Genomic DNA, 18,694 nt, shown 5'->3' on the forward strand with positions numbered 1-18,694 from the left:
TCATCTCCTCAGACTTCTCAAACCAGAATAGAGACAATTCTCTTGCGTTTCTCTGAATCGGGATCTTGAGTTACTCGCATCTCTTCATCAAAGATCAGTGTAGGACGTTCTTCCAGATTATACTCAGGCCATGATAACTCAGATGTAGCTGGGTTTCCTCGATGAGCAAAGGCAATCCATGCCGTATGCATACTTTCAGCCAATTTTTGCATCGCCGGTGTAATTTCCGCACCCAAGCGAGTTACATGAGACAGATTGTTAAAAGCATAGACAATTTCCGCACCATGTACAGCTTTATTTAACAATGGATGGCCAGGGACCGTCCCATCAAAACGATACATCCAAACAGGCGCATAGGCCAATTGATTCTCAGCTAAGGATATAGAGGTTCCCCAGAAATATAGATCCGTTAGAATCTCCGCCTGTCCTTCCCATGTAGAAGAATAGTGGCTGGCAACCTCCGCCAGACTTCCAGTTCCCATCATCTGCTCCAGCGCCTTGAGCGATTCATCAAAGTCTGCACCTGGTGTTTCTCCCCTGAAAAACAAATTCCCCTCATCTCGATTGGTTCCAATCAACAAAGGAATCCCCTGGGCCGATCCTTCTGCCACAGCCTGTGCAGGATCTACAGGAAGCGTATCCCCATCAATGACAGGCTGAAATAACATGCCTATTGAACCACCCGTTAATTTAATGGTCATTCTTGTGGCTGCTTCTATAATTTGTTCCACTGAGAACGTATTAAGTAGGCTGGTATCTCCTTCAGGAGAAATGCCTAGTTCAGTAAGTAATGCTACAGCAATAGCTTTCCCTTGCTGATTTGGCAAGGTTTGAGCAGCCCCACTTTGCATGATCGCTCCAGTAAATAATCCCTTTGCAGCAGGCATAGCCAGAAGGGCAGCGATACTCATGCTGCCAGCTGATTCTCCAAATACCGTAACTCGCTGAGGGTCGCCTCCAAAGGCGGCAATATTAAGCTTTACCCATTCCAGCGCGGCAATTTGATCCAGCAAGCCTTGATTAGACGCAAATCCATCACCAAGCGAAGACAGATGCATAAAACCAAATGGTCCCAGTCGATAATTAATCGTCACCAAGACTACATTACCATTCTTCGCGAAACTAGTGCCATCAAACTGTGGCTGACTTCCAGCACCAGTCACAAATGTACCCCCGTGAATCCAAAACATTACAGGGAGTGCCTCGCCTGGGGATGCAGGTGACCATACATTTAAATATAAACAATCTTCAGAATGACGAGGTGTTAAGCCACCGAAACGCGTACCTCTCGTATCCGCTGGCTGATGGCTAACTGGACCAAAATCAGAAGCATCTCTAATTCCGCTCCAAGCTTCTGGTGGCTGCGGCGCACGAAATCGAAGCTCTCCAACTGGTGGAGCGGCAAAAGGGATTCCACGCCAAACGTTCACGCCATCCTCCTCTCGTCCTTGAAGCTTACCATAAGAGGTTACTGCTATCGGTCCTACCATTACATTTCACCCTTCCACATTATTCCTTATTCTCTTCAATCTGCTTATACAATCCGGACTGGAACCGGAACCATTGAAAAATATGTGTAAATACAACCTTGAGCACCGCGTAACCAGGAACTGCAAGGATAATGCCAAGAACGCCAAACATTTTACCGGCAAAAATAATCACAAAAATGATCGTGATCGGATGAATCTTCAGTGTCTTGCCCATAATCTGCGGAGAGATAAACTTTCCTTCAATCAGCTGTACAGCCGTCCAAACGATGATCATCTTCAGCAGCATAAATGGTGAAGTGACCATGGCCACAATTAAGGCTGGTGTAATAGCAATTGCCGGACCCAAATAGGGAACAACTGCTGTACAAGCAGCGGCAATGGCAAGGACAAGTGAATACTCCAGACCAATAATCAAGTAGCCAATATAGAGCAGCGCACCAATGCAGCAGCTTACTATAATTTGCCCTCGAATATAGGAAGATACCTGGGCGTTCATTTCCGACATTACCATCCGAGTCTGCGGCTGGAGCGCGGTAGGTACAAATTTCAAAATGTAATCTGGCAATCTTTTTCCATCACGAAGCAAGTAGAATAGAATAAACGGTGTCGTCACCACCGCCAGCACAATCTCCGTAACGGCTCCGACGAAGCTCCCTACACCTGTTAGCGCATTATTCAGAAAAGAAGTGCCCCAAGCCGTAATTTTACTGGTGATTTCACTTAGGTTGGTTCCTATACTATCTTGAACTTGACCAAAAAATTCGCTTCCCGTTAGATTCATAAATCGTTCCTGGATCAAGTCACTATACCTTGGAAAATCGTCAATCAAACCAGATAATTGCGTTCGAAGAATCGGAATCACCATCACCAGAATCAACGTAATAATACCCGCAATTAACAGATAAAGAATGATGATTGCATACACACGTTTCATCCTGAATCTTTTTCCCATTAGGTCTACTAACGGATTAAGCAAGTAATAAGCGATACCGGATAGTAACAATGGTGCAGCCACCGTGTGCAGCAATACAGATATAGGCGTAAAAATAAACGGTATCTTTGAGAACACCAGGATAGTTACCCCAGTTAACAATAAAATAAGTAAGGTTACCACAAATTTATTGTTTAGAAAAAACTTTTTAAACTTCCCCGGCCACACCTGCAGCCTCTCCATCGAACCCTCTCCCCCATGCGCCACCTTATATGAAGTGTTATTTTATTCACTTTTTAATAGCATAGTCAACGTTAGGGGCGCAAGTCAAATTTGATATCCGCAATTCTGCCCGCCTCCACAAATCCATCGATTGATATACTTTGTTAGAATCCGGGTTTTCGGCATCTGCTACGCCATGAATTCTGCAATCGTAGTACTGTATTCTTCAGTCGCAAGCATCATATATGTATGAAAAGTTTCTTCATGTAATTCACAAAAAGATTCCGCAAACAACTGCGCCGTTTCTGCATGATCATCCACTGTAAACCTCTTAAACATGTCTATTCCCCCTAGATCTTCCTTTCATTCAATCATAATCCTCTACTAAACAAAAAGAAACGAAGTTGCTTTCCTGAAAAGACAAAAAATACCGCCAGCGCATTGACGGTACTTCAATCATTTCTACTTTGATTTCACTTAGCTGCGAAGCTTCGATCAGTAGACAGCTATTTTTTCTTCTTCCCTTTAGCCCCCTTGTCATTTGCAGCCATCAGCTGACCATCATATGTATACAGCAGATGATCTTCAAGTCTCTCGCCCTGTAAATGCTTCCGTACTAGCGATTTCGCTGATTTAGGTGTGATCTCTTTATACCACACACCTTCAGGGTACGCGATCACGACGCAGGAATCTGAACATCTACCATTACAACGGGTTACCGTTGTATGTATAAGACTCTGTGCACCTTGCTTTTCAATCTCATCTTCTATCGCTTCAGCTACCTCTTCACCTTTGTGTTTCTTGCAGCTGCTACCATTACATATCAACAAGTGACTTACGGTTCCTTGTAAATTCCAAGTTGTCATGAAATCCCCATTCCTTTCATACCTAAAAATATTCGTTAGCGGATTATTCTAAACACTATCATAAGAGCCATTATAGTCAATAGAAAGAAAGACTGGTATACTATAATTGAGAATGATTATCATTGAAAAAAGGAAGCGATTTTACCATGCCCATCCAATCCGGCGGGATGCCACATCATTCCCATCCTTTTTATATGCCTGTTAAGATTAGTAGCCTAACAAGTCTTTCCCACTACGCAACCGATAACATCCCAGCTACGAATTCCTGTATTATGTTTGTCTGGGAAGGTAAAGGTCAGCTTGAGATAGATGGCGAACTTCATAGCCTCGAATCCGGAAGCATCATGACCTTTGCTGCAACTTCAAAATTGAAGCTAAAGACTGAGCAACAGTTACAGGGGATGTGGATAGAGTACACCAGTATGCCCAACCATAGGCAAGAGCAAAATTTTCTAAATGGCAGCCCAGCCTTACACCACGCCTCCACACAATTGATCGCACTATCTGGTGAGCTTTACAGTGCTTGGATAGAACCCGATGATCGGAAACCGTTTAAGGTCCAGCAATTATTCACTCAATTCATCGTGGATCTTCATCATGAACTGGCTGCTAAAAAGGAGACGTCAGGAAGCTGGATTGAAAATGTGTTTGAATACATAGAAGCTCATTACAACGAAGATATTACTCGGGAGCAGATGGCTACGTTAGCTGGGGTAAGCCCTGAACACTTCTCACGTACCTTTCGTAAAATTATGGGTCAAACTTTCAGCGCTTATATTACACTGTTAAGAATCCGCAGAGCACAGCAGCGAATCCTCACCAGTTCCCCAAATCTAACAACGCTGGCGCATGAGGTTGGTTATGAAGAAGGAACTTATCTGAGCCGTAAATTCAAGCAGCTTGTGGGTCTTTCACCTACAGCCTATCAGAATAAGAACAAAAAAATTGTTGCTTTAAACTACAATCACACAGCTATCCTACGGGTACTGGAAATTATGCCTCAACTCGGTGTTTATTCGGATTGGCATCGGAGCTTAGAGCAAGTGCCAGCCTCCAAACAACTTACGATGAACGAAGGGAACTCTTCCCTTCTATTTGATTCGATAGCTTTAGCAGAACCAGATATCATTATCAGCTACAATATTCCTGAGAATAAGATTCTGACTCCAGTTGCTCCGGTCATTGAATTACCCTTTATGCAAATGAGCTGGCGAGAGCAATTTGGTTTGATCGCTGATGTAGTCAACCGGCGACAGCGAGCAGAAGAATGGTTAGGTCATTACGATGGGCTCTGCCATGCTGCCAATAAGAAACTGAACCATTCGATAGGATCGGAAAGAGGGACAGCTATCGTTTGGGAGCTTAGTTCCCGAGCAGCTTATTGTTTCAGTAGCAGTTACGGTAGGGGGTGTCAGATTTTGTACGGAGATCTTGGATTCAAGCCACCATCTATCATTATGGAGAACGGAATCATGGATTCAGGGTATCTAGTGTCTTCTATTGAGGAAATCGGAACCTATCCTGCAGACTATATTATTATCACTAGCATCCCATCATCTTCTGAGGGAAGAAAACGCCTCTCTCGCCTTCTGCGTTCTCGTGATTGGAAGCAGTTAGATGCAGTCCGTAACAATCGGGTATACATCTTGAACCAGGGTGACATGTTCTATGGATTTGATCCGCTGTCTTCTCAAGCACAGCTTAAAGAATTGCTGCGTGTGATGACATCATAAATATGCACAAACGAAGATCATATTCGTCCATAGTAAATAACCAGAGAAGATTGTAAAGTTCTTATTGAGAATGATAATCAATTACCATAGGAGGAACAACAAATTGCATAATCTACAAAAGAATACTTCGAAACAGAATCATTGGCTTCTATTTCCCTTCATGCTGACGTTAATTCTAGTCCTATCAGCTTGTGGAAATTCCAATACTACGGTGGAGAATACAGGTGGTACCAGTAACACCAGTAATACAACAGCAGCAACACAAGCACCAACCGAAACTAGTCAAGAAGCAGAAAGTGCTGAAACCCCTGCTGTCAAGACAGTAAATACCGTAAAAGGTGATGTTGAAATCCCTGTTCATCCTAAACGAATTGTCGCTGAGGAATACTTGGGAAGTCTAATAGCTCTTGATACCATTCCTATCGGAGCTCCAGGCTTGACCTTAGAGAATATGTATTATAAGGAGGCTCTTACCGGTGTTACAGACACAGGAGCGTACGGTAAAATGTCACCTGAAAAAATCATCGCACTAAATCCTGACTTGATTATTTCGGGACAAGCAGAAAGCTATGAAACGCTTAGCAAAATTGCTCCTACCATCATTGTGCCTTACGGGGATTTAAAAGATGCTCATGCAGAATTAACCTATTTCGGAGAACTCCTTGGAAAGGAACAAGAAGCAAAGAATTGGCTTGCAGATTATGACAAACGGATAGCCGAAGCTAAAGCAAAAGTGGACAAGGTCCTCCCGGCGGATGCAACCTTCTCCATCATGGAAGACGGTGGAAAATCTATCTGGGTCTATGGCGATAACTTTGGCCGAGGCGGACAGCCCATCTATCAAGCGCTTGGTCGCAAGCCGCCTACAGAAGTAGCAGCGGAGATTATGGAGAAGCAATGGGCGGAAATATCTAAAGAAGCGTTAACTAAGTATGCCGGAGATTATATTATCTTAACCTCAAATAACCTTACAGAAGCTGATTACAAGGCTGATTCATTTTGGGGCAACCTTCCTGCAGTCAAAAATGGACACCTCTATGTTTGGAAAGAAGAACGTTCCTGGTATTATGACCCTATCGCGGTATTAACCCAGACCGAAGAGCTGGCCGATTGGCTAATAAATAATAAATAATGCATGAGGAAAAGGGATGTCCGAAGCCATAGCGGCTAAGCGGACATCCCTTTATTGTTGTACAAAATTCCTACTAAGATAACTTATAAGCATCTAAATGCGTTTTATCTGTGAGTGTTTTTATCTCACGCTTCAAATTTAACTTATTGTAGGGACTTCAACAACGTGACTATCTCATCCAGCTGCTTGTCCAGCGCATAAGCATCAGAGAGATAATAAGTTTTGAGATCGTAAGTGAACACATGACCCGCCTTAACAGCAGGTAGACTTTGCCAGAAGACACTGTCCAGAATGTCCAGCTTGTCCTGCTCCACACCACGGCTGAAGCCTTGGAATATATAATCAGCTTCTCCTAGATACTCGGGCAGCGTTTCGAGAGAAAGGGAAGCCCAGCCTTCCTTAAAGGCTACCTCTTCGACAAGATCAGGTGCATGCAGCCCCAATCCGTTGTATATAATCTCTCCACCACGCCCATATGACGAACCGTATAGATACAGCTCTTTACCGGCAATTTCAAAGATTGCCACCTTTTTGTCAGCTGCGATCAGATCGGCCAATTCCGCTTTCTTCGCTTCCAGCTTCTGATTGAAATCCGCCACCCATTTTACAGCCTGCTGCTCCTTGTTCAAGATTTTCCCGATCTCGATCAATCGTTCCTTATAGTCGTATTTGCCCCAAGGAATAAAGACAGTCGGAGCAATCTTGGAGATTTGCTCATAGGTATCTTCCTGATAAGTGATAATCAAATCCGGTTCCAGGCTCGTTATTTTCTCCAGGGACACCGTCATGTCATCGCCCACTACTTCTACACCTGTAAGCGCCTCTTTGAAATATGGATGGTTCAAGATGTCATTCCCAGCTACGGCAATGGGCGTCACCCCCAGCGTCAGAAGATCACCGATAAAGTCTTGTACCGGAATTACAATTCTTTGTGGATTGCGTGGGATCTGCACCGGACCTTTGTCGCTTTCGTATGTCCAGTACTCTGCATCAGCAGCCGTCTCCGTGCTGGCAACTACAGAATCATTAGTGCTTTTAGCCACTTCAGCAGACGTGCTAGCTGGAGCATTCCCCTGATTAGCAGCTTGTCCGCATGCGCTCAACATTAGCACCAGCGTAAGTACAACGGCTATCATACTTGTTTTTCTTAACGATATTACTCTGTACAATGTAAATCCCCCTTGAGACTTTATATTTTTGTGATATTGATAATCAATATCATTTAGATCCATGTTTAATATAACGTCTCCGTGGGAAAACATATATACACGCTAATACATCAATTTGGCTATGGACGATTGTCAGCTTAACTTATGGCCGATTAACAAATCTGTCTGTATCTCCAACTGACGTTCGAGTGCAAGCCCTTCGCTGCCCCAAAATTCCTCAAGCTTGAGGTAATATATGCGTTCATTCCTGAATGCTGGAAGATTGCGCCAAACCACACTCTTGCTAATGCGTTTACGTGTTCTCGACATCCAGTCCTCTCGTCCTGATACAACCACAAACATATGGTCAGCCGCGTATATTGGCAATTCCGACAGTGAGATGCATAGATGATCATTCCGCTCCAGAACATCTGACCTTACCTTGTCCGGCGGAGCTAACCCTAGCATTGGATACAGATTGTACACACCTCGGGCTGTATGATTCCAGATATAAATACTGTTATCTTGCCTAATCTCATACACCGCTACCGTTTCACCAGATTCAATTAGTGAGGACAAGCGCTGCTTGGCCAAATCTATTTTCAAATGATAGTGTCTTATCCATGCTTCTGCCCTCTCCTCTTCTCCCAGCAGTCTGCCGAATAAACGAATCTGTTCTAAGCGGTCCATTTCATCACATTCCACCGTAACTAATGGACCCAACTTTTCCATCCATTTAAGCTGACGGGGGCTCAGATAGGTCGGTGCAATGACTATATCAGCTTCCAGTCCAGACAAGTCCGCTTCCGCCGGACATCCCTGCAACTCAAACGATCGTACATCCGCCAGTTCCGGCTGTAAAAGCAATGAGTAGTTCATCACATCTTTTTCAACCGCGACAGGCTTCACACCCAGCGCAAGTAAATCCCCGAAAAATTGCAACGCTACAATCCGCTTCGGTTTGGGACGCAAACGGAAATCTGTTGGAGTCATCCCGGTGACTTGCTTGAATTTCCGGCTCAGATATAGTCCATCTGAATAGCCTACTTTTTGAGAAATTTGCTGGATTGTTGCTTGGCTGGACATCAAATATTTTTTCGCTTTATTCACTCTTAAATGAGCTACATATTCGGTGAAGCTCCACCCCGTCTGCTTGCGGAACCATACTGAGAAATAGCGAGGATTAAATCCCATCATTCTAGACATCATCTCTCGCGTAATCTCCTTTTGGATGTTCTGGTGAATATAAGAGAGCATTCTGAAATATGAACTATCCGTAATGTCTGCTTCAGTATCAGCCTCTACAACCAGTTGATGCAGCTGATGCAGCAAGGATTGAATTCTATCTGCCTGTGCTTCTAAATTATTGGCAGCAACGTCTTCCAATTCGCTGAATAAGCGGGTTATTTTATTCGTCGTACGTACTGGTAAGATCCCATTGACCGGAAAAAATTCACGGCAAAGTCCATAGACCAATTCTTGCTCCGTGCTATTGCTTAGCCCATATACCTCATAGGAGATTGCTAGAACAGAGATAACGGACTCTAATGGAGCATTAATATGATAAGTCGCACCTGCGCTTAAAAAAAGAATTTCACCTATTTTAAGAGCTACTGTCTCTCCTTCAATGATTATTAGAACAGTAGCTTCTATTGGTGTCAGGAAGAGTGGGGACTGGGCAATCTGGAGATTACTGAAGTGACCACCGCCGCATTGGCGTTTCCCAGCCTCTTTTAACATATAAATTCTGTGAACCGGGTTATTATTAGATAGTTTCATTCCTGCTCCCTTCCAGATCATCAGGCTATTAAACCTTGAAATATAAAGAAGGCGCATAAGGCTTCTCTCCGCTCGAAATGGATAAGAAGCCCTATACGCTCAACATTAAAATCAAACCTATTCCTTAAGAATTTACCGCTATTAATGGTCGTCAACGACACCAAGCGCCTTATTCTTCTCTTTGAACCGCTCATTGTGAGAAGAAACATAAGCAACTTTAGCCGCAGTTGGATCTATGAACAGCTTGGCACTATTAAGCGCCAGAACTGCATCGGTGAAAGCACCGGCAATTAAACGTACCTTACTTGTATAATCCACAAAGTCACCAGCTGCAAATATGCCTGGGAGATTGGTCTCCAGCTTATCAGATACATTCGCACACCATTCGCCCATATCAAGGCCCCACTCTTTTAACGGACCAAAATCGCTCTTAAGACCATGGTTTACGATCACTGCATCCACTTCAAATTGCTCTGATTCACCTGTCTCTATGTGGTTGATCGTCACCTGATCTATCGTTTCCCCATTACTGCTGTGTAATTGGCTTACTGCATAGGGCACGCGGACATTGACCGAAGATTCCTTCATCCGCACAATATTTTTCTCATGACCTCCAAACTGTTCACGACGGTGCACAATCGTTACACTTGCTGCAATGGACTCCAGTTCATTTGCCCAATCTACTGCAGAGTCTCCTCCGCCGGAGATCAGCACTCTTTTGCCACGGAATGGCTCTAGCTCCTGAACGGTATAATGAAGATTCGTCACCTCATAGCGATCCGCACCTTCGATTTCGAGCTTAGCCATTTGTAGGATTCCGTAGCCAATTGCCAGAATAACGGTTCGTGTCCAGTGTTGTTCCCCGGTAGACGAGGTTAAAATATATGTCCCGTCTTCCTGTCTCTCTTGATTCATGATTTGCTGTCCCAGCACAATGGTGGGTTCAAAGGTCTGCGCCTGCTCCTTGAGCTGCCCGATCAGCTGATGACAGAGAGTCGGCGTTACTCCGCCTACGTCCCAGATCATTTTTTCAGGATAAATAAGCATTCTTCCTCCGAGCTCATCCTTCGCTTCAATCAACTTCGTCTTGAGGTCTCTCATTCCACTATAAAAAGCTGTATACATCCCAGCAGGTCCGCCGCCAATAATCGTTACATCGTATAATTCCAGTTGATTGTTCATTATGTCCCTCCAAAAGTATATTCTATTGATGCCCTTAGCTTCTTACGCTCCAAATTGTGCCTCATGTAGTCGACTGTAAATTCCGGTAGTCTGTAACAGTTCTTCATGTCTGCCTTGTTCAGCGATACCACCTTCCGCAACAACAACAATACGGTCGGCATTCTTGATCGTTGCCAATCGATGAGCTATAACAAGCGTCGTACGACCTTGTGACAACTCCGCAAGTGCTTCCTGAATTGCGGACTCCGTCTCGGTATCCAACGCCGATGTGGCTTCGTCTAGAATGAGAATCGTTGGATTCTTCAGGAACATCCGGGCAATGGACAGCCGCTGCTTCTGACCTCCAGAGAGCTTAACGCCCCGCTCCCCGATCATAGTATCCAGCCCAGCAGGCTGGGATTTGATCAGCTCTTCCAGTTGGGCGCGCCGTGCTGCCTCCCAGATTTCTTCATCGGAGGCACCCAACCGCCCGTAAGCGATATTCTCACGGATGGTTCCGTCAAACAGAAATACATCTTGCTGTACAATCCCGATGTGTGAACGAAGAGATTCAAGCTTCATGGAACGAATATCAATTCCATCAATGCTAATGTTACCCTCACTTACATCATAGAAGCGAGGTAGTAGACTACAAAGCGTTGTCTTACCCGCACCAGATGGACCGACCAGAGCAACGGTCTCTCCTGCTTGAATCGACAGATTCACATTTTGGAGTACGTTCTCTTTATCGCTGTAGGCGAAAGCCACATCATGGAAGGTTATATTCCCCTTAAGATCATGAACTGTCTTAGCCTCAATCGCATCATCAACATCCGGCTCCGTCTCCAGCAGTTCGAGATAACGTTTAAAACCTGCAATGCCTTTGGGATAGGTCTCAATGACCGAGTTAATCTGTTGTAATGGTCCTAAAAATACATTGGACAACATCACAAAAGCAATAAATTCACCGTAGGTCATTTGCTTCTGGATTACAAAATATGTTCCGCATACGAGAACAAATAACGAGACCAGTTTCATGAGAACAAAGCTAAAGGATGAATTCCAAGCCATAATTCGATAGGTCATCAGCTTTGTTATACGGAAGCGTTCGTTATTGACCGCAAAACGGGAAATTTCATGATTCTCATTAGCAAAAGCTTGCACAACGCGGATCCCGCTTACATTGTTCTCCACACGTGCGTTATAGTCAGCAATGTCCGCGAACATAATGTGGAAGGCTTTAGACATTTTCCGGCTGAAGTACATGGATAAATAAATCATAAGCGGAACGATCACAAACGTCAGAATAGCTAATTGCCAATTGATACTGAGCATAATGCCGAACACACCGAGCAGCGTCATTACTGCTATAAAGAGATCCTCTGGACCGTGGTGGGCAATCTCACCGATGTCCATCAAATCATTTGTCATCCGGGATACTAGATGGCCGGTCTTGTTGTTGTCAAAGAAATTGAAAGATAACTTCTGAACTCGGTCAAAAAGCTTTTTTCTCATATCCGATTCGATATTAATCCCCAGCTTATGCCCCCAGTAAGTGACGACAAAATGCATAAAGGCACTGACAATATATATCCCCAGCAAGCCGAGGCATGAATAGAGTATCCATCTCCAATTGCCGCTTGGCAGCATATCATCTACTACCCGGTTAACGGCTAACGGAAAGACCAGTTCAAGTAGTGCAGCAGCAATAGCACAAGAAAAATCAAGAATAAACAATCCCTTATAGGGCCTATAGTAAGCAAAAAAACGACGCAACATGTTAATAATTCGCTCCTTCTGGTGAGAGATCAGCCTACTTTCATCAAGATTTCGTACGGGCTAACAAATACAAAAAGTATGGTGCTCCAATTACAGCTACAACGATACCCGTAGGAATCTCAGACGGCTGGAGGATCCAGCGTCCAATGGTATCCGCTGTAATAACGAGTAGTGACCCAAGCAGTGCCGAAGTCGGAAGCATGAGTTGATGCTTCGGCCCAACTAACCGTCTCGCCAAATGGGGTCCGACCAATCCCACAAAACCAATTCCACCGCTGACAGCGACACTCGCCGCTGCTAATCCTACCGCAGCCGCAAGAAGCCGAAATTGTTCCTTCGTTACTGCGGCACCAAGTCCCACAGCGGTCTGCTCCCCTAGATTCAGTACGTTCATCACCCTTGACTTATAGATGACATAAGGCACCAGAATAAGAATCCACGGTAGGAGTGACAGTACAAACTTCCAGCTTGTTCCCCAAATGCTGCCTGCTAGCCAAGTAGCGACGAATTGGTATTTTTCTGGATCAAGCCTTAGCGTAAGCACGATCATAGCTGCACTCATCCCAGCTGCGACAGCTACACCAGTCAACAGTAGACGCATAGGCGATATTCCTTGATGCCGTTTATAAGCTAGAGCATAGATTAAGGCAGCTGTAAGCCCCGCACCGACGAACGCTACCATTGGCAACAGATACACTGGAGCCGCGGTTGCCGTAGGGTAAAAAGAGATTAACAGCATAACCATAATTCCTGCACCAGCATTAATCCCTAAGATACCAGGGTCCGCTAACGCATTACGAAAGACGCCCTGCATCACAGCACCGGATACAGCCAGACCTGCCCCAATTAGAACGGAAATCACAATACGTGGCAGCCGAAACTGAAACAAGATTAACTCCTGCTTGTCGGTTCCTTTACCGAACAATGTATTAATCAACTCCATAGGAGTCAAACGTATGTAACCTGTATTCATACTAATAATAAAAGCAATCACAATTAGTACCGCCAAAGAAATCATGATAATTAAGCCCCGTTTATTTTTGGCGGCTTCGAAGGAACCGAATGTCGTCTTTTCCATCATTACAGCTCCCTCCTTTCTTTACGTGCAAGATAAAGGAAGAATGGTACACCAATCAGTGCAATAATAGCTCCAAGTGGCGTTTCATTAGGTGGATTAATCATCCGCGCAGTTAAATCTGCAAATACAGCAAGTAGACTGCCGAGGATCGCTGAACAAGGAATAATCCATCTGTAATCGACACCCACAAAAAATCGTGTCAAATGCGGAATAATTAGTCCAATGAAACCAACTGCACCAACTACGGCAACCGATGATCCAGCCAAAATCAATACGATTAATGCACCTGCCAACTTCACAAGCCCTGTACGCTGACCTAGACCTTTCGCAACATCGTCACCTAAACTGAGCATCGTGATCGATCGAGAGATTACCATTGCACCAATTAAAGCGGCCCCTATCCAAGGGAACATGATTTTGAGTTGGATCCATTTCGTTCCAGCCACACCTCCCGCGTACCAGAAGGCTAAATCTTGACCGATGTGAAAATATAAAGCTACCCCTTCACTCAGCGCAGACAAAAGTGCACTAAAAGCAGCACCGGCCAGCACCAAACGAGCAGGAGTTAATCCTCCCTTAGCAAGTGATCCTATTCCGTATACGACACCCGCGCCTACGCCGGCACCCACGAAAGAATATAGAATCAAATACATAAACGATAAATTTGGAAAAAAAGCAAAACATAGTGCAAGCGCAAATCCTGCGCCTGAGTTGATACCCATCAGACCTGAATCAGCCAATGGATTTCGCGTCATCCCTTGCATAATGGCACCTGCAACTGCAAAGCTAGCCCCTATCATTGCTCCGCCAAGTACACGAGGTAATCTTAATTCTCTAATAATCTGATGATCCATGATCTCCGGATCAAAGTGAAACACAGCTGACCATACCACAGACAGCTTAATATCTGCTGCACCGAAGGAGACGGAAACAGCGATTCCTAATAATAATAGCGCCAGACCGCCGACCAAGATTAATGTTGCCGCCCAAGGACGTGAACGAAATTCTCGTTTAACTACTCCTTTATCGGCTCCTATCCTGGTAGTTATCTGTTGATTCATGAATGCCACCCTATTTCTGTGAAATTGATTCTCATTATCATTAGACTATTGTAAATTACATTTCCTAGGTTTGGCAATAGATAGATTTAATTGGTACCATTTAATTTATTGCATTGACAGAAATTCTAAGCTTTGATACAGTTCAAATTGATAATAATGATGATAATGATTCTCATTATTATCATTTGGTACATATACTTAGGGAGGTTTACCATGCTAAAAAGAAAGACCCTTTTCCCCATCCTGGCACTCGTAATGTTATTGTCTGTATTTGTGACGGCTTGCGGGGGAAACAACAAGGCTTCATCTAATACACCAACAGCGACAACTGAAGCAACAACAGCCCCGAGTGCAGAGGCAACAGCTGTTCCTGATGCTTCCGCTGCCGAAATGCGCAGCTATGAAACTACTAAAGGTACTGTTCAAATCCCAGTTAAACCTCAGCGGATCGTTACAGATTATTATGGTGGGGAATTACTCTCCGTTGGAGCTAACGTCATAGGCGTTGAACCTAGTACTTTTGATAACCCCTTCTTGAAAGACCTGCTCAAAAACACACAAGATGTTGGTGCTCCAGTCAATGCTGAGAAAGCACTAGAACTTGCACCTGATCTAATTGTAGTTATGTACGATGACAACTATGATGCTTTATCCAAAATCGCTCCAACCATTCATATTCCATACGGAACTGCTACGAACATCTATGAAACCGTAAAACTGTTTGGAGATATTGTAGGAGCACCTGATAAAGCTGAGCAATTCATTGCTGACTTTGAGAAAAAGGCTGCTGAAGGCCGCGAAAAGCTTAAAGGTGTCGTGAATGAAAATGATACATTCGGAATTTATGAGCTGACTGACAAAGGTGAGCTATGGACCTTCGGTAACAATGCGGGCCGTGGTGGACAAGCCCTCTATAATGCACTTAAGCTGAAAATGCCTACTAAGAACAGCAATGACAACCAAACACTGCAGCTATCCATGGAGCTGTTACCAGAATATGCAGCGGATTACATGTTCCTAACTACTTATGATCCTGATAAAAAAGGTGATAAGCTGAAAGAGCTGAAGGAATCACCCGTTTGGAACGGACTTGCTGCTGCGAAGAACGACCATCTGTTCTACAACGATTTTGATACTTTTTATCGCTATGATCCTATTGCCATTACTGCACAAATCGATCTGTTCGTTGATATGATTCTTGAGCGCAACGGTAAGAAATAAGAATAGACACATAAAGAAACACCCCACTTATTAGGCATCGCCTAAAGTGGGGTGTTTTGGTTATACATAAGAAGTTTCTATTAAATTTATATCATCTAGTATATTCATTATACTCTTCAGTGTTATTTAATTTTTTGTACATATACTCATCATTTTTAAGCTTATAGAGCTGCCCCATCCCCGCAAATACGAAAAACAGCACCAAAATTAATCCATACGCATAGGTGAATTCACCAATATAAAAGCAAGTGACTATCGCAACAAGGATCAAGATCATTAATGCGACTGCAATTCTGGAAAAAATCTTTTTCAAATGGAATCCCCCCACGATTTTATTTGTTAATATTATCATAATTGGAATTAAATTTACATCTTGTATTATTCGTTGTGGGAACATCAAGCAGTCCGATATGAGCCAGCATATTGCGAGTGTATATTTTGGTGTATATACGATAAAAGAGGACTTGAAATAAAAGATACGCTCCGCCTACCAACAAACAAAACCACATCGGCTCCAGAGCTGTAGACATTTCAACCCTGGAAGAACTAACAACATAAAAAGAAGACAATGCAATACCTAATGCATACGGGAGAAAAAACAGCACTTTTAAAGGGCCGCCTATAATGCGATCCACGTCCTTAGAAGTAATTCCAATCTTGTTCAGCTTCCTGAATTTGATCCTCTCACGCTCTAAATCGGTCTGAATACTGAAATGCAGTACTATCCCGGAGGCGCCGAAAAATATTAAACCAACAAATGAAATTACGAAGATTCCGAATCGGCCAGACTCCTGTAACTGTAGATAGTCACTTATTCTAGACTTCGTAGAGAATACGAGCGCCTCTTGCCGCTCATTGCCATACCAGGACTCTGTATTGTCTTTGTTATATTTGGCTAAAGCGGCATTTAACTTAGCATCTATATCCGCAGTTTTTTTCCAATCCTTAAAATTCAAGAGCTGAAGGTTACCGATCGCTTTTTTATTTTCCGCTTTCAGCGCCATATAATCCTCTTCGTTAACAATGACATGAAGACCATTCATAAGATTCGGCACAGGGTTAAATAGCATTTTAAATATAAGTCCTTGTGAGTACAACGTATGATTCCCGGAAGAAAGCTTCATTTCGAAGCTGGGCATCTCTGGTCTTTGATTCTTCCATTCTTCTCCTCGAGCAACTAAGGCAAGATTAAAAAAGTGATCTTTCTCCACATGATAATCACTGCCTATTAATGCATTTATATTCTGGTCCAGAAATATTTTGAAATTAAACAAGTCGATATACTCCAGCTTTTGGTGTGAAAGCAGCGGCGTGGCGCCATGATCCGTGATCTCGCTTAGTATTTTTGGTGAGATACTATTTTTCCCGAATACTTCTGCATAGGCAATATCATATGGATTGTTTGCAACAGGAATATCCTCAGCATTCCAGGTCAAATAAAAAATAATACCGCTTAGAGAAATCGTGATGAGGACGAGGAAGGTGATAAGAGAAAGCACTATTTTGGAGCGACCAAGGGTATAGATCAAATTGGAACTAAACAGCAGGTGCTTGTGATAGGTTCTGCTTGATCGCGATATAAAAAGTTTCATCCAGTCACCAAGACCTGACAGCAGCAAATAGACACCCACCATACTTACTCCCAGATTGATCAACATCATACGGGCATCATCTGGACTGTAATTTGTAATCATATCATAAACGGAGATCCCCAGTAATACGACTCCGATAATCCCTGTGATTTTACCATGAAGAAGGCTACGTTCTGCGGCTCTGGATTCTTTTAGAAGGCGTACAATGTTGTATCTCAGCGTTAATATTAATTGGATTCCAATCACAGCTATGTAAATAATCCCGAAGAATTTAATGGTATACAGATAACTTTCCAGCGTAAGTGAAAAAGAACTGCCCCCTATATTAACAAACAACGAGATGATGAAGAAGAAAAGACCGGAGAAGACCGTCCCTGCACCTAAACCCGTGAGAATCGAAGCTAATGCAATCAAGCTATTTTCTAACAAAATAATTTTACGGATATTGTGGCTCGTCATTCCAAGAACCATTAACAGCCCAAAGTCGCTTTTTCTAAATTTCAAAAAGGCCATTTGCGCATATACAATAAATAGAACAGCAAACACTCTCATAACCAAAAAAGGAGCATATAAATTACCAGACACCATTCCATTTACTTGATAGGGGTCATTAAAATCAGGGTTCGTGTACAGGGAGTAAAAGGCGAAAAAGACCATAATCGTAAAGCTGCTGCATAGGAAAAATAACAAATACCTTCTAAGGTTCGCCTTAAAAATCTGAATAGCCATTCTCCTAAAGGTCATCTTCTCCCCCTCCAATGAAGGCCAGACTCTCCAGAATCCTATCAAAAAATGCTCTCCGCTCTTTATTGTCCCTAGTAATCTCTAATAGAGCCTTCCCATCCTTGATAAAGAGCACGCGATTACAATAGCTGGCCGCAAAAGGATCATGCGTGACCATCACAATCGTTGCTCCTTTCAGAGCATTCAGTTTGGCGAAGGTCTTCATCACTATACTTGAGGATTTGGAATCCAAATTCCCCGTTGGCTCATCCGCAAAGATCACCTCCGGATCATTAATAATCGCTCTGCTAATCGCCGCTAGTTGTTGCTGTCCTCCTGAAACCATATACGGATATTTATCCTTCACCTCGCCCAGATCAAAGAGCAATAACGTCTCATCTGTCTTGGTATTGATGTCGTCTCCCTCTTGGTCATCCAGAACCATGGGCACCATTATATTTTCCCGTAGGGTCAGGCTATCCAGCAGATTGTAATCTTGAAAAACGAACCCCATTCGCTGCCGGCGAAACAGTGCAAGCTCGTTCTTAGACATCTCGCTTATACTAGTCTCTGCAATCCGGACTACCCCACTATATTCCGTGTCGATCCCGCTAAGGATGTTCAGCAGCGTCGTTTTACCACTCCCCGAAGGCCCCATAATCGCTACAAGCTCTCCGCTATCCACACTCAGGCTTATGCCGTTTAGCGCCCGAAACACATTCATTTTGCCCTTGCCTTTATATTCTTTTGAGAGACTCTCTACCTCTAGAATAGGCAT

At 43.6% G+C, this 18,694-nt stretch carries 16 protein-coding genes; 3 read left to right on the forward strand and 13 right to left on the reverse strand.

Going from position 1 to position 18,694, the window contains the following annotated elements:
* Positions 1-17: 17 nt before the first annotated feature.
* The 4 genes from NYE25_RS11810 to NYE25_RS11825 all read right to left on the reverse strand — a co-directional run bounded on the left by NYE25_RS11810 (position 18) and on the right by NYE25_RS11825 (position 3,509).
* Positions 18-1,490, reverse strand: coding sequence for a carboxylesterase/lipase family protein (locus NYE25_RS11810; protein WP_341145973.1), 1,473 nt, complete (start codon positions 1,488-1,490; stop codon positions 18-20).
* A gap of 19 nt (positions 1,491-1,509) precedes the next feature.
* Complete coding sequence (locus NYE25_RS11815) at positions 1,510-2,664, reverse strand: AI-2E family transporter (protein WP_042190319.1); 1,155 nt, start codon at positions 2,662-2,664, stop codon at positions 1,510-1,512.
* Between the two features lie 168 nt (positions 2,665-2,832).
* Entirely contained in the window at positions 2,833-2,982 is a 150-nt protein-coding gene (locus NYE25_RS11820; RefSeq protein WP_188114656.1) for a hypothetical protein, read from the reverse strand.
* Positions 2,983-3,149: 167 nt separating this feature from the next.
* The gene (locus NYE25_RS11825) at positions 3,150-3,509 is read right to left on the reverse strand and encodes a (2Fe-2S) ferredoxin domain-containing protein (protein WP_042190321.1); all 360 of its coding nucleotides are present in this window, start codon (positions 3,507-3,509) and stop codon (positions 3,150-3,152) included.
* A 146-nt stretch (positions 3,510-3,655) separates the two neighbouring features.
* Between NYE25_RS11825 and NYE25_RS11830 the strand changes: the two genes are divergently transcribed.
* On the forward strand, positions 3,656-5,242 hold the full coding sequence (locus NYE25_RS11830) for an ABC transporter substrate-binding protein (RefSeq protein ID WP_341145974.1): 1,587 nt from the start codon (positions 3,656-3,658) through the stop codon (positions 5,240-5,242).
* 103 nt (positions 5,243-5,345) lie between these two features.
* Positions 5,346-6,374, forward strand: coding sequence for an ABC transporter substrate-binding protein (locus tag NYE25_RS11835; protein WP_256716301.1), 1,029 nt, complete (start codon positions 5,346-5,348; stop codon positions 6,372-6,374).
* Positions 6,375-6,517: 143 nt separating this feature from the next.
* Here the strand turns inward: NYE25_RS11835 and NYE25_RS11840 are convergent, their stop codons facing one another.
* From NYE25_RS11840 to NYE25_RS11865, 6 genes are all read right to left on the reverse strand, one after another.
* Complete coding sequence (locus tag NYE25_RS11840) at positions 6,518-7,543, reverse strand: iron-hydroxamate ABC transporter substrate-binding protein (RefSeq protein WP_341145975.1); 1,026 nt, start codon at positions 7,541-7,543, stop codon at positions 6,518-6,520.
* A gap of 132 nt (positions 7,544-7,675) precedes the next feature.
* On the reverse strand, positions 7,676-9,301 hold the full coding sequence (locus tag NYE25_RS11845) for a helix-turn-helix domain-containing protein (RefSeq protein ID WP_341145976.1): 1,626 nt from the start codon (positions 9,299-9,301) through the stop codon (positions 7,676-7,678).
* Between the two features lie 141 nt (positions 9,302-9,442).
* A complete protein-coding gene (locus NYE25_RS11850) occupies positions 9,443-10,483 on the reverse strand; it encodes an NAD(P)/FAD-dependent oxidoreductase (protein ID WP_042190330.1) in 1,041 nt (346 codons plus the stop codon).
* A 42-nt stretch (positions 10,484-10,525) separates the two neighbouring features.
* Positions 10,526-12,241, reverse strand: coding sequence for an ABC transporter ATP-binding protein (locus tag NYE25_RS11855; protein WP_341145977.1), 1,716 nt, complete (start codon positions 12,239-12,241; stop codon positions 10,526-10,528).
* Positions 12,242-12,284: 43 nt separating this feature from the next.
* The gene (locus tag NYE25_RS11860) at positions 12,285-13,319 is read right to left on the reverse strand and encodes a FecCD family ABC transporter permease (protein WP_445667175.1); all 1,035 of its coding nucleotides are present in this window, start codon (positions 13,317-13,319) and stop codon (positions 12,285-12,287) included.
* Positions 13,320-13,321: 2 nt separating this feature from the next.
* Entirely contained in the window at positions 13,322-14,380 is a 1,059-nt protein-coding gene (locus NYE25_RS11865; protein ID WP_042190334.1) for a FecCD family ABC transporter permease, read from the reverse strand.
* A 213-nt stretch (positions 14,381-14,593) separates the two neighbouring features.
* Between NYE25_RS11865 and NYE25_RS11870 the strand changes: the two genes are divergently transcribed.
* Complete coding sequence (locus tag NYE25_RS11870; protein WP_339266250.1) at positions 14,594-15,601, forward strand: ABC transporter substrate-binding protein; 1,008 nt, start codon at positions 14,594-14,596, stop codon at positions 15,599-15,601.
* 91 nt (positions 15,602-15,692) lie between these two features.
* Here NYE25_RS11870 and NYE25_RS11875 read toward each other — a convergent pair whose 3' ends face one another.
* The 3 genes from NYE25_RS11875 to NYE25_RS11885 are packed head-to-tail and all read right to left on the reverse strand — an operon-like array spanning position 15,693 to position 18,694.
* Positions 15,693-15,914, reverse strand: a complete 222-nt coding sequence (locus tag NYE25_RS11875) for a hypothetical protein (protein ID WP_341145979.1) — start codon at positions 15,912-15,914, stop codon at positions 15,693-15,695.
* Positions 15,915-15,933: 19 nt separating this feature from the next.
* Entirely contained in the window at positions 15,934-17,937 is a 2,004-nt protein-coding gene (locus NYE25_RS11880; RefSeq protein WP_341145980.1) for an ABC transporter permease, read from the reverse strand.
* Entirely contained in the window at positions 17,927-18,694 is a 768-nt protein-coding gene (locus tag NYE25_RS11885; RefSeq protein WP_341145981.1) for an ABC transporter ATP-binding protein, read from the reverse strand. Before NYE25_RS11885 ends, NYE25_RS11880 begins: the two co-directional genes overlap by 11 nt.

Source organism: Paenibacillus sp. FSL E2-8871 (assembly GCF_038000345.1).
GTDB lineage: Bacteria > Bacillota > Bacilli > Paenibacillales > Paenibacillaceae > Paenibacillus_AQ.